Genomic DNA, 12246 nt, shown 5'->3' with positions numbered 1-12246 from the left:
TTCGCTGCGCCCCTTGTAGCGAAGCGGCGGGAATTAAGCAATTGCTGTGATGGGGGGCGGGGCAAGCATTAGCTGATAGTGCGCATCCTCATATATAAATTTCTACTAAAAATAAATTAATTCTTCATTTTTTCAATTTAATGAATACCATAATATTAGAGAACAATTTTATTTCTATTCTACCTTATTTCTGTAAAGGTGTGAAAATGGAAACACACGAGACATTTGTTATTCATTTCAATGTGCCAAACCATTATCTGCCTCTTGACGATTTTATTGAAACAGCCAAAGACGCGGCCATAATAATTGACGCTTTTAATGCTAAGTATTTTGATCGAAAACTTGATTATCAGCTTCTAGTCATTCCACCGGAACAAGGTACTTTTAAAAGTTTCATTGGCTTTGTAATACTCTCTAGCGCCGTTGTCTTTCATGAGATCGTATCAGATTTTACGAAAGGCTTCATTGAGGGTATTACCAATAAAGACCCCAAGGAATGGGGAATTATATTTGGCGACGAAATAGAAGATATATTCAGCATGGATGAACGGGAGGCGTCTGATCAAGAAAAGAAAAAATGTGTTGCGAATCTCTTATCTGAATCTGCAAAAGGTTTCCTTTCAAAAGACAACAATGAATTAAGATCAATCGGCATCAGCACCACAGAATTTAGAGATGCATTTATTGCAAGGAATCAATTCTATAACACATGCATCAACAACCCTGAAATCGAGTCAATTGGCTTTGACAATTCAGACCAGTTTCCGACTCCAAGACGCGATTTTCCAAATTTTATTGTAGACGTCCCTCCTGCTCCGTCTAAAGAAGAGTTGGAAGTATGGTCACATGAAATAGCTTACATCAAAGTGACATCTCCCAATTGGGACAGGAAGGATCAACAACGAGATTGGAAAGCCAAAGATCAGCATAATAGAGCTGTATATTTTCGCATAGAAGATGAAAATTTTTGGCTTAGGGTAAAAATAGAGAAACTGAGTTTGCACGCTGTAGATAGATTGAAAGTACAATGGGCATTTATCAAAGAAAGAAGTAGACGGCTTAACATTAGAGTCCTTAGAGTTCTAGAATTTAATGGCGATCATATTTCTGATCCATTAACTGATCACGAAATTACGAGTTTACTCGTATCTTCTTCTGAAAGTTCAGATGAGCCCCCTAAGTTCCTATAATTATATACATAATGACACTCGACTGACCCCCACAATTAATTCACCGTCACCCGAAGAACCCGCTTAAAGCGCGATGCTTTCGAGTTGTTCTTTAAAAAATCGGCAACGTTCTGCAACCGATGTTTTGGGCAGTTCTATGATGTGATAGCCGAGGCGGGCATATGTTTTCTCAAGATGTCGATATTCGGAAACCGCCGCCGGGAAATTTTTCGGCCGTTCGCTGTCCGATGTGAACAGCGCCTCCCACGGCGGGGTAAAAAAGACGGTGGGGTTATAGTTGCTCGTCTCAAGGATTTCCGCGAGGTCCGGTGGCGTCTCAAGCCCGCAAAAATCCAGATAGGAGATTGTATCCACAACGGAGCGGTCAGTTATGACAAGCCCTTCCCCCGCCCGCGCCTGTTCCGCCGCGATCTGATGCTGGCTGAGCGCGACGGCTTTGCGCACAAAGGCGGTGGTATCCTGCCATGGCAGGGCGGTGCCCTGAACGGCCAATTCCTGCTGAACGATCTGCCGGCCCGCCTCCCTTACGGTATGCAGGCCATGACGGGAAAGTTCCTCCAGCAGGGTGGATTTCCCGCCGCCGGAGCATCCGGACAAAATGACGCAGCGCCTCTCCGGCGCGGTTTTTCGGGACATGATAATCCTTTGAAAATCATATAGTTATCGGGATGAATGAAAGCTCAGCCGGGGAACAGATCCGCAGGCAGCAGTCCCGTTGTGATGAGGTAGAGCAGCGCGGTGACGGTGAAGACCGAGAGGGTGGTGCTGAGCAGGATGGTGGCGGAGGCGCGCTCCACCCAGACGCCATATTGCTGCGCGATGACGAAGACGTTGGTCGCCGTCGGCAGGCTGGCGAGCAACACGGCGGTATAGACCCAGACGGGATCGAAATCGCCGAAGAAGCTTAAACTTACATACATCAGCAGCGGATGCAGCAGCAGCGTGAAGGGAATGATAAATCCGAGCTCTCGCGGCACGCGTTTTAAAGGGCGGAGGGCGAGCGTCACCCCCATGGCAAAGAGCGCGCAGGGCGCGGCGGCCTGCGCCAGATAGTCGATCAGCCGCGCGATCGGCGCGGGCGGGGTATATTCGAAAATGGCGGCGGCGACGCCGACCAGCGTCGCGATGATAAAGGGATGCAGGAACACCCGTTTCGCAATGGACAGGATGAGCGCGCCGACATTGCGCCGGTTATCGCTGGCAAGCGCCATCATGGTGGGCGCGACAATGAAATGCAGCGCATTTTCAAAACAGAAGATGAGCGCGAGGGGGATGGCCGCCGCCTCCCCGAAGGTGAGCAGCGCAATCCCCGGCCCCATGAAGCCGATATTGCCATAGGCCCCCGCGAGGCCCTGAATGGTCGCCTCCGGCATGCTCGCCTTCGCCAGCAGCCGGGCAATGCCATAGACGAGGAAGAAAACGGCCAGCGTCGTCAGGATGTTGGTGGTGATAAATTCCCAGCTCGTCAGCTTTTCAATGGGCGTTTTGGAGAGCAGCTTGAAGAACAGGCAGGGCAGCGAGATATAGATGATGAAGGTGCTGAGCCAGCCCATCGCCTCCGCCGGTTGTTTCGTGATGCGGGCGGTGAGATAGCCCAGCAGGATCAGCCCGAACAGGGGAAAGACAAGACCCGCGATTTCCACCATGGTACGCTACCTTTACCTGCTTCGCCTGCTTTGCCGTCCCGGCGCCCTGCCCCGCGCCCTATTCCGCCGCGAGGGCGTCCACATCGCCCGCCTCAAAGCGGGAGAGCAGGCTCTGCCGCTCCGCCTTCGCGGCCGCGAGATGCCGCTCCTTCACATGGCCGTAGCCGCGGATATGCTCGGGCACGGAGGCGATCTCGACGGCGAGAGCGTGGTTCTCGCGGGTGAGTTTCTCCGCTATCTCGGTGAGGGTTTTCTCATACTCCCCGATCAGGGCCCGCTCCGCCCGGCGTTCCGCTGTCCGGCCGAAGGGATCAAGGGGCGTGCCGCGCAAGCCCTTCAATTTGGCGAGCATTCCGAACGCCGTCATCATCCAGGGGCCGAATTCCCGCTTCACCAGATGGCCGGTTTCCGGATGCCGCTTCGCCATCACCGGCGGCGCGAGATGGAATTTCAGCCTGAAATCCCCCTCAAACTGGTCGGCGAGCTTTTTCGCGAAGCTGCCATCCGTGTAAAGCCGCGCCACCTCATATTCATCCTTATAGGCCATCAGCTTGAAGAAATAGCGGGCGACGGCGGTGGACAGCGCGCGGGAGCCGGGCATGACAGCCTGCTCCTTGCCAAGGATTTTCTCAACCAGCGTGAGATAGCGCCGGGCGTAGCGGTCATTCTGATAGGATTTCAGGAACTCCCGCCGCCTCTCGATCATCTGCTCCAGCGTTTCGGCCTGCTTGATTGCCGCGGGCGCCTCCGGCAGGGCAATCGCCTCCACCTCGGATCGGTCTGCGGCGGCCTTGCGGCCCCAGGCGAAGCTGCGGCGGTTCATCTCCACGGCGATGCCGTTCAGTTCAATCGCCTGCTCGATCGAGGCGAGGGAGAGCGGGATGACGCCCTGCTGAAAGGCATAGCCGAGCAGGAACAGGTTGGCGGCGATGGAATCGCCCATCAGCGCGGTCGCGAGCGTCGTGCTGTCGATAAAGTCCGACTGTTCGCGGCCAATCGCCTCACTCAGGAGGCCGGTCAGGCTGTCCCGATCCATGGCAAGATCGGGGGTGAGGGTGAAGGCCGCGACGGGCACCACATAGTCATTGATGATGGCCTTGGTGCGGCCAAGATCATAGGTCTGCAATGCCTCCTTGCCCGCCGCCACGACCAGGTCACAGCCGACGACGACATCGCTCTGGCGGGCGGGAATGCGGGTGCCGGCCAGCTCATCGGCGGAATTGGCGATGCGCACATGGCTCATCACCGCGCCGTTCTTCTGGGCAAGCCCCGTCTGATCGAGGATCGAGGCGCCCTTCCCTTCCAGATGCGCCGCCATGCCGAGCAGCGCGCCGACGGTGATCACGCCGGTGCCGCCGATGCCGGTCACCAGAATGTTGTAGGTGCCATGAATGGCGGGCAGTGCCGGTTCCGGCAGGTTCGCGGCCGGGTTCAGGATATCAATGCTGCCGGTGGAGATTTCCTTCTTCTCCGGCTTTTTAAGGCCACCGCCCTCGACGGTCACGAAGCTGGGGCAGAAGCCCTTGACGCAGGAAAAATCCTTGTTGCAGCTCGACTGGTCAATCACCCGCTTGCGGCCGAACTCGGTCTCCAGCGGTTTCACCGACACGCAGTTGGAGGCAACGCCGCAATCGCCGCAGCCCTCGCAGACCAGCTCGTTGATAAAGGCGCGCTTGGCCGGATCGGGGAAGGCCCCGCGCTTCCTGCGGCGGCGTTTCTCGGCGGCGCAGGTCTGGTCATAGATCAGCGCCGTCACCCCTTCAATCTCCCGCAGTTCCCGCTGCACCTTGTCCAGATCGTCGCGGTGGAACACCGTCACCCCCGGCGCCCAGTCCGTGTCGCGCGCATATTTATCCGGCTCGTCGGTGACGACGACAATCCGTTTCACCCCTTCGGCATGCACCTGACGGCTGATCAGCCAGGGGGAGAGCGGCCCGTCGAACGGCTGCCCGCCGGTCATCGCGACGGCATCATTGAACAGGATCTTGTAGGTGATGTTCACATTGGCCGCAACGGCGGCGCGAATGGCCATCAGGCCGGAATGGAAATAGGTGCCATCGCCCAAATTCTGGAAGATATGCTTCTCATTCGTGAAGGGCGACTGGCCGATCCAGTTGGCCCCCTCCGCCCCCATATGGGTGTAAGTCTGGGTGCGCCGGTTCGGCATATAGACGGCCATGGTGTGACAGCCGATCCCGGCCATGGCGCGGCTTCCCTCCGGCACATTGGTGGAGGAATTATGCGGACAGCCGGAGCAGAACCACGGCGAGCGGGTGACCGGCGCGGCGGGCATGGCGTTGCCCCCATCGCGCGCTTCGGCAACTGCGATGCCTTCCAGCACGGCCTCCGGCACATCGCGCATTTTAAGGCGGGAGGCAATGGCCCGCGCCACCAGCGCCGGGGTCAGCTCCCCATCGGAGGGGAGCAGCATCTCCCCCTCCTCATCCTCCTTGCCGACCAGCAGCGGATGCGCCTCCATCCCGTAAAGGATTTTCGCGATCTGATCCTCGATCAGGCCGCGTTTTTCCTCCACCACCAGAATTTCATCGAGACCAATGGCGAATTCGACCAGCCCCTCCGGCTCCAGCGGCCAGGGACAGGCGACCTTATAGACGGAAAGGCCGATTTCCTCGATCTCCTCCGCGCCGATGCCAAGATCGCCGAGCGCCTGTTCCACATCCAGCCACGCCTTGCCGGTCGTGACAATGCCGAACTGGCGGTTTGCTGAATCATGGGTGATCCGATCCAGGCCATTGACGCGCACGAAGGCTTTCACCATGGGCAGCTTATGCCGGAGGAGGCGGGCCTCCTGCTCCAGCGCGCTGTCGGGCCAGCGGATATGCACCCCGCCCGCGGGCGGTTCAACATCCTCCGGTATCACAATCTCAACCCGGTCCGGCCCGACATGGGCGGTGGCGGAGCTTTCGACCGTATCGGTCAGGCATTTCATGGCGACCCACGCGCCGCTGTAGCGCGACAGGGCAATGCCATAGAGGCCATAATCGAGATATTCCTGCACGGTTGCGGGGTTCAGCACCGGAATCATGGCGGCAACCATGGCCTGTTCACTCTGATGCGCAACGGTGGAGGATTTGGCCATATGGTCATCGCCCATCAGGACGAGAACGCCGCCCTTCTCCGACGTGCCCGCCATATTGCCATGCCGGAACACATCGCCCGAGCGGTCAACGCCCGGCCCCTTGCCGTACCAGATGCCGAAAACGCCATCGAAATCGGTCTTGCCGAACATGGGAAGCTGCTGCGTGCCCCAGATGCTGGTGGCCGCCAGATCCTCATTCACGCCGGGCTGGAAATGGATATCGTTGTTTTTAAGGAAGGGCTTCGCCTTCCACAGGCTCTGGTCATAGAGGCCAAGGGGCGATCCGCGATAGCCGGAGATAAATCCGCCGGTCTTGAGGCCTGCCGCCGCATCGCGCTGTCGCTGCATGATGGGAATACGCACCAGCGCCTGCGTGCCGGTGATGAACACCTGCCCCTGTTCCAGCTCATATTTATCGTCAAGACTGACCTTGATCGCGCCTGTTGTCTCGCTCATTGTCACCTCCCGCGCCCCGGGAATAATTTTTTCTGCCTGCCGCCGATCCCCTTCTTTTGGCTTTTCTTATCGGGTCTGCCGCCTGTCAGGCACTTCCTCATATAGCATATGACCATGTTCCATTACAGGAACGCAATGTAAAATATACACTGTAACGGCGAATTTCCGACCCCCCGGCAGACGCGAGAGGCGATCCGCCGTCAGGCGATGACGCGCCGCGCCAACTTAACTGACGACGGATTGGCATTTTCCGTTATAGTCGGCGCAGATTTTGCGTGTTTATGAATGTCGGCCGGATGAAAAATCAGACAAAAAAGATACTTCTGCTGCTGACCGGCTGGTTTTTCGTCGCCCTTGGCACCATCGGGCTGTTTCTTCCCGTGCTGCCGACGACGCCGTTTCTGCTGATCGCGCTCTGGGCTTTTTCGCAGAGTTCGGACCGGTTTCACAACTGGCTTTATACCCATCGGCTGTTCGGTCCGCCGCTTCAGGACTGGTCCCGCCACGGGGTGATCCCGCTGCGTGCCAAGATTGTCGCCCTCGCCACCATGGCGGTAAGCGCGGGCGCCGTCATCCTGTTCACCGAAACGCCCGTCTGGGGCCTCGCCGCCATGATCCTTCTGATGGGTGTGGGCGCGGGTTTCATCCTGTCCCGGCCAAGCCGCCCGAAAGAAGATGATCCGGCCTGATATGGCCTGATGCGGCGTCAGGTCACCATAATCGGCGGATTTTTCTGCGACAGCAGCGTCGCCAGCCGTTCCAGCGCGCGCAGCAGCCGCCCCTCCTGCGGTTCCGCCATCAGGCAGATGCGGATGTGATGGGCATGGACGCTCTTGCTCATGGCGAAGGTATCCCCGGCGACGACGATGATATTCTCCCGCCGCGCCGCCGCGACAAAGCCGGACATCTCCTGCCCTTCCGGCAGGCGCAGCCACAAATGGGCGAGCGGGGAGCCCGCCGCCGTCGGCGGGCTGGCAAGCCAGGGGCCCAGGATCTCCCGCGCCGATTGCTCGCGCCGGGTGCAATCCGCGATCAGCAGCCGGGCCTGCGCCGCCACCTGCCCCGACTGGATCAGGAAATTCGTCATGTCGCGGATAATGGGGGAGGTCATCCAGTTGATCGTCGTCATTTTGGTGGCGAGGCGCGGCATCAGGTTTTCCGGCGCGATCATGTATCCGAAGCGCAGCGCCGGGCTCATCACCTTGGAAAAGGTTGCCAGATACAGCGTCATCTCCGGGGCGAGATCGTAATAGGCGGGGATGCGGTGGCTGTGCAGCGGGGCGTAGGCGCTGTCCTCAACGATGATCACCCCGTGGCGGCGGGCGATATGGATGATCTCCTCCCGCCGCGACTGCGGCTGCGTCACGCCGGTCGGGTTATGGTTGGTCGGCACCGTGATCAGCATCCGGACCGTGCCGCGGCGGCAGATATCGGCGAATGCCCCGGGGATCAGCCCGTCCCCGTCCATGGCGACGGGGGCAATGCGCAGATCCTGCTCATAGGCCGCGGCGCGGATGCCGGGATAGCCGAAGGCCTCCGTCGCGATCACCTCGCCCGGTTTCGCCAGTGTCGCCATCGCCAGATACAGCCCCGACTGCGCCCCCTGGGTCAGGATGATGTTATCCAGATCCACATAACGGATCAGGCTCGACAGCCAGCTCGCCGCCACCTCGCGGTCATGGGGGCGGCCGCGGCTGTCGGAATAGGAGAAATAGGTCTCCGGCTCGTTGCGTTTCAAAAGCCGCTGCGCCGCATCGCGCAGCCGGTCTTCCGTTTCCGTATGGAAGAAACTGTTTTTCGATAAATCCGTGACGCCGTGGACCCCCTCACTCCAGCTTTCCTCCGGGAAGAAGGCGCCGCGCCCGATCGCCTTCTCATCGCCCGGCGTGCCATAGACAAACGTCCCCTGCCCGATCCGGCCATAGCAATAGCCGCGCCGCTCCAGCTCCGCATAGGCGCGGGTGGCGGTGCCGATGGAGCAGTTAAATTCATAGGCCAGCTCGCGATGGGTCGGCAATTTCTCCCCCGGCTCAAACCCGCCCTGCTGCACCAGCTTGATAAAATGCGTGGCAATCTCTTCGAATTTTTTCACAGCGGCTCCCGGTCCGGCGATCGGCGAAAACTATATTGTCACAGTGACAATATAGGGTTTGACGGGGACAATAATAAAACAATATTGATACATTGTAAATTGTCACATTGTGGTTTCAGACGGTGAAGCGATGCTGATGGATCCCGGAAAAATGGCAGTGATTGCCCTGTTCGCCTTCTCCATGGTGGCGTCCCCGGGACCGGTTAACATGCTGCTGATGGCGAGTGGCGCGAATTTCGGTTTTCGCCGCTCGCTGCCCTTCCTGCTCGGCTGCATTTCAGGGTTTCTTCTCGTCTGTCTGGCGACGGCGCTGGGGCTGGGCACGCTGTTTACGACCTCCCCCGTCCTACAGCTTGTCTTCCTCGGCGTCTCGCTTTTGTATATTCTCTATCTCGCCTACCGCATCGCCACCTCCAACCCGGAGATTGTCGAAAGCGCGGACCGGCCGGGCTATCTCGCCGGGCTGATCCTGCATCCGCTCAACCCCAAGGCCTGGGTGGCGGTCATCGCCGCCTATTCGCAATTCATTTCGCCGGACACGGATTATACGACACAAGTCATTGTCATTATTGTGATTTTCACCCTGATCGGGCTGCCGTTCAATTCCCTCTGGTGCTATGGCGGCAACCTGCTGCGGCGGCTGGTCACCGCGCCGCGGCTGATGCGATTGATCAATGTCACCCTCGCCCTGCTGATGCTGGTCGCCGTCGGCATCGCCCTGATGCAGGCGGATTTTATCGCCCCGCTCCGCGCTGCGGGAATGCAGTAGGGCTACCCCGCCTCGGCAAGGCGGAGGGTGCGTTCGGGCGGGAACATGACGGTGCAGACGGTGCCGACATCAACCTCGCTTTCCAGCGTGAAGGTGCCGCCATGCACATCGACGAGCATCTGCACCAGCGTGAGGCCGAGGCCCGTCCCCTCGTTATTGCGGGCGTAATTCGTCTGCACCTGCCCGAAGCGGTCCAGCACGCGGGGAATATCCTTCTCGGCGATGCCGATGCCGGTATCGCGGATACGGACAGTCAGGCCGTAATCGTCGCGAATTTCAACGGCCGCCGTCACCGTCCCGCCGCTGTTGGTGAATTTCACGGCATTGGACAGGAGATTGACGATAATCTGCTTGGTGCGGGTTTCATCCCCGAGAAACGTCGGAATCCGGGGGGGCAGGTCGGTTTCCAGAGTGATGCCCGCCTCCAGCGCCCGGACAGAAATCATGCGGAAACAGGACTGGATCACCGCCGCCAGGTCGATCTTGCGCTCGGAGAGTTGCAGATGCCCCGCCTCGACCTTGGCGACATCGAGAAGGTCATTGATCAGGCCGAGCAGATGACGGCCCGCGCCATGGATATCGCCGACATATTCCTTGTAGTTGGGATGGCCAAGCTTGCCGAACGCCTCGGAGCTTAGCAATTCGGAAAAGCCGATGATGGCATTGAGCGGCGTGCGCAGTTCATGGCTCATATTGGCGAGAAACTCCGATTTCGCGCGATTGGCGAGTTCGGCCATTTCCTTGGCCTTGCGCAAGGTCACCTCGGCCCGCACGCGATCATTCATATCGGTCAGCGTGCCTTCGAAATAGAGCAGGCGGCCGGCCGCATCAAACACGCCATGGGCATTGATCGCCCCCCCAGGTGAGGGTGCCGTCCTTGCGCCGCCACTGATATATTTCGTCAATCAGATACTGCCGTTTGGTCAGCAGCATGAAGTGCTTCCTGGCGATTTCCATATCCGTATAGACACTGCTTTGCAGCAGCGAGACGAGGCGTTTCATTTCCTCAGCCGAATTATAGCCGAGGAAAAAGGCCATCGCCGGATTGACATCAATCAGCGTCCCGTCGCCATGGGCCTGAAAGATCCCCTCCCTCGCATTTTCATAGATGCGGCGGTATTTCCATTCGCTCTGCTGCAAGGCGAGTTCGGAGGCGCGGCGGTTATAGATGTAATAGATCAGGATCGCCGCCAGACCGGCCAGCCCCAGCAGAACCAGCAGCACCGCCTGACGGAAGTCGGAGATTTTTTCCGCCTGCACGCGCAGCAGTTCAACGGCGACCCCGTTGGCCTGATCATGCAGGCTGTCCGCCTTGGCAAGTGCGCCGCGCGCGCGGTCGAGCAAGGCATTGACGACGATATCATTCTCCGGCGGCAGGCCGCTGATGCCGTCCTGTATCCATCCCCTCATATCGAACAGCGCCGGGCTCAGAACCCCGTAGATCGCGGCCGTGCCGATGAGATTGTCAAAGCCGTATTCAACCCGTTTTTCTTCAAGAGCCGTATTAACATTGGCCAGCCGGTCGCGCACCGCCGCCAGCTTGCGCTCCCGCTCCATCCCGATGGCCAGCTTGGCAACCGCCAACCCTTGCGTGATTTCATTGATATCAAACAGGATCGCCGACATCGCCTGCGAATCCTCGATCACCTTCAGCGGGATGGATTCCTCGATATCGGCCAGCGTCACCTGCACATAGCGGACGGTTCCGGCCACGAACAGGGTCAGGGCCAGGATGGCCAGGATATAGCTGTTCTGCCGCTTCAAGAACCGGTCAAGGCGCAGCTTTTTTGCAATTTTTGAGGGCCAGCCAAAGAGCATCAGATCAATTAGTCCGTCTGTTATTCTTGGAATCCGCCAGCAGCAGACCCGATTCCTGATAATATTTCAAGGCGCCGGGATGCAACGGCACACTCATGGAGAAAAAGGCAGTCGCCAATGTAATCTTGTCGATTTTGGGATGCAGACCCAGCCTTTTCAAATCCGGCAGATTTTCCCAGAATCGCTTGGTAATCTCGTAAACCTGCGCGTCGCTCTGGGCGCTGCTGACGACCCACAACGCCGCAACGCCGAGGGTGCGGACAGCCTCGACCCCCGCATAGCTGCCCTCCGGGATGGCGGACGGCGTGAAGAAGGGGTTTTCCCATGTCAGGCGCGAGGCAATGGGGCCGCTGATGGGAACTAGCGTGACCAGCCCCTCCTCGCTCAGCTCCGATATGGCGGGGGACGGGGTGCCGGAAATAAAGAAAAAGGCGTCCAGTTCGCCGCTCCGGATTTTTTTGATGGCATCCGACGCCTTGATATATTGCGCCTTGAGGTCCGCCTCGGTGAGGCCATAGGCGTCGAGGATAAGGCGGGCGCCAACCAGCGTGCCGGAGCCGGGATCGTCCAGGGACACCCTTTTGCCGCGCAGATCGGTGATCCGCGAAATGCCCGAGCCCTTGCGCGCGACGACATGCACATCCTCATGATACAGGCTGGCGATGCCGCGGATATCCCGCTGCGGTCCGGCATCCTCGAAAACATTGGTGCCGGACAGCGCCCAGTAGGCCACGTCCGACTGGCTAAATCCGCTTTCGATCTGGCGGTCCTGGACATCCTCGATATTGGAAACGGAACCGTTGGCTGTCTGGGCGACGGCCAGCAGGCCCGGTACGCCGCAGGGAACGGGCGCGCAGTCCGTTGCCGCCGTCGGGTTGGAAATGGCATGGGCGAGCGCCTGGCCGACCGGGTAATAGGTGCCGCCCGTGCCGCCCGTGCCAATTCTGAACAGGCTGACCGGCGGCTCCGCCCGGACGGCGGGAGGGGCGATAATCAGGGCCGCCAGCGCCAGCATGCCAAGCATCTTCGCCAAAAGCTGAACGCGCATTCCGCCTCCTTCACCAATCCGTATTTTATCTTTTCCCGGATCGGCGCGCACTGTAAGATGGGTTTCTGCCCGCCAGACTAGCATCGGCATGTTAATGAGCGGTAAACAGCCGCGATAATTATCGGCC

At 58.8% G+C, this 12246-nt stretch carries 10 protein-coding genes; 3 read left to right on the top strand and 7 right to left on the bottom strand.

Going from position 1 to position 12246, the window contains the following annotated elements; translation table 11 throughout:
• The first annotated feature begins 206 nt into the window (after positions 1 to 206).
• Entirely contained in the window at positions 207 to 1190 is a 984-nt protein-coding gene (locus CMN55_RS02655) for a hypothetical protein (protein ID WP_293947994.1), read from the top strand.
• Positions 1191 to 1253: 63 nt separating this feature from the next.
• Here CMN55_RS02655 and CMN55_RS02650 read toward each other — a convergent pair whose 3' ends face one another.
• The 3 genes from CMN55_RS02650 to CMN55_RS02640 are packed head-to-tail and all read right to left on the bottom strand — an operon-like array spanning position 1254 to position 6392.
• Positions 1254 to 1826, bottom strand: a complete 573-nt coding sequence (locus tag CMN55_RS02650; RefSeq protein ID WP_293947993.1) for an AAA family ATPase — start codon at positions 1824 to 1826, stop codon at positions 1254 to 1256.
• Positions 1827 to 1870: 44 nt separating this feature from the next.
• Entirely contained in the window at positions 1871 to 2836 is a 966-nt protein-coding gene (locus CMN55_RS02645) for an AEC family transporter (protein WP_293947992.1), read from the bottom strand.
• Between the two features lie 58 nt (positions 2837 to 2894).
• Entirely contained in the window at positions 2895 to 6392 is a 3498-nt protein-coding gene (locus CMN55_RS02640; protein WP_293947991.1) for an indolepyruvate ferredoxin oxidoreductase family protein, read from the bottom strand.
• Positions 6393 to 6688: 296 nt separating this feature from the next.
• Between CMN55_RS02640 and CMN55_RS02635 the strand changes: the two genes are divergently transcribed.
• Positions 6689 to 7081, top strand: a complete 393-nt coding sequence (locus CMN55_RS02635; RefSeq protein WP_293947990.1) for a YbaN family protein — start codon at positions 6689 to 6691, stop codon at positions 7079 to 7081.
• A 17-nt stretch (positions 7082 to 7098) separates the two neighbouring features.
• On the opposite strand, the gene CMN55_RS02630 is transcribed toward CMN55_RS02635, so the two are convergent.
• A complete protein-coding gene (locus CMN55_RS02630) occupies positions 7099 to 8484 on the bottom strand; it encodes an aminotransferase-like domain-containing protein (RefSeq protein ID WP_293947989.1) in 1386 nt (461 codons plus the stop codon).
• 130 nt (positions 8485 to 8614) lie between these two features.
• Here CMN55_RS02630 and CMN55_RS02625 point away from each other — a divergent pair, with 130 nt between their 5' ends.
• Positions 8615 to 9253, top strand: coding sequence for a LysE family translocator (locus tag CMN55_RS02625; protein ID WP_293947988.1), 639 nt, complete (start codon positions 8615 to 8617; stop codon positions 9251 to 9253).
• 2 nt (positions 9254 to 9255) lie between these two features.
• Here the strand turns inward: CMN55_RS02625 and CMN55_RS02620 are convergent, their stop codons facing one another.
• From CMN55_RS02620 to CMN55_RS02610, 3 genes are read right to left on the bottom strand one after another with little or no spacing between them, the layout of a single operon-like run.
• Positions 9256 to 10089, bottom strand: a complete 834-nt coding sequence (locus tag CMN55_RS02620) for a sensor histidine kinase (protein ID WP_293947987.1) — start codon at positions 10087 to 10089, stop codon at positions 9256 to 9258.
• Positions 10082 to 11071, bottom strand: coding sequence for a PAS domain S-box protein (locus CMN55_RS02615; protein WP_293947986.1), 990 nt, complete (start codon positions 11069 to 11071; stop codon positions 10082 to 10084). Before CMN55_RS02615 ends, CMN55_RS02620 begins: the two co-directional genes overlap by 8 nt.
• Before the next feature lie 4 nt (positions 11072 to 11075).
• Positions 11076 to 12119 (bottom strand): TAXI family TRAP transporter solute-binding subunit, encoded by a 1044-nt coding sequence (locus tag CMN55_RS02610; protein ID WP_293947985.1) that lies wholly within the window; start codon positions 12117 to 12119, stop codon positions 11076 to 11078.
• Positions 12120 to 12246 lie beyond the last annotated feature (127 nt).

The organism is Sneathiella sp., from assembly GCF_002694385.1.
Lineage (GTDB): Bacteria > Pseudomonadota > Alphaproteobacteria > Sneathiellales > Sneathiellaceae > Sneathiella.
The sequence above is the reverse complement of the archived record's forward strand: the minus strand, read 5'-3'. Positions and strand labels throughout refer to the sequence as shown.

Coding starts and splice junctions, on each gene's coding strand:
- CMN55_RS02640 (WP_293947991.1), bottom strand. CDS start 6,392: ATGAGCGAGACAACAGGCGCGATCAAGGTCAGTCTTGACGATAAATAT.
- CMN55_RS02645 (WP_293947992.1), bottom strand. CDS start 2,836: ATGGTGGAAATCGCGGGTCTTGTCTTTCCCCTGTTCGGGCTGATCCTG.
- CMN55_RS02610 (WP_293947985.1), bottom strand. CDS start 12,119: ATGCGCGTTCAGCTTTTGGCGAAGATGCTTGGCATGCTGGCGCTGGCG.
- CMN55_RS02650 (WP_293947993.1), bottom strand. CDS start 1,826: ATGTCCCGAAAAACCGCGCCGGAGAGGCGCTGCGTCATTTTGTCCGGA.
- CMN55_RS02615 (WP_293947986.1), bottom strand. CDS start 11,071: ATGCTCTTTGGCTGGCCCTCAAAAATTGCAAAAAAGCTGCGCCTTGAC.
- CMN55_RS02625 (WP_293947988.1), top strand. CDS start 8,615: ATGCTGATGGATCCCGGAAAAATGGCAGTGATTGCCCTGTTCGCCTTC.
- CMN55_RS02655 (WP_293947994.1), top strand. CDS start 207: ATGGAAACACACGAGACATTTGTTATTCATTTCAATGTGCCAAACCAT.
- CMN55_RS02635 (WP_293947990.1), top strand. CDS start 6,689: ATGAAAAATCAGACAAAAAAGATACTTCTGCTGCTGACCGGCTGGTTT.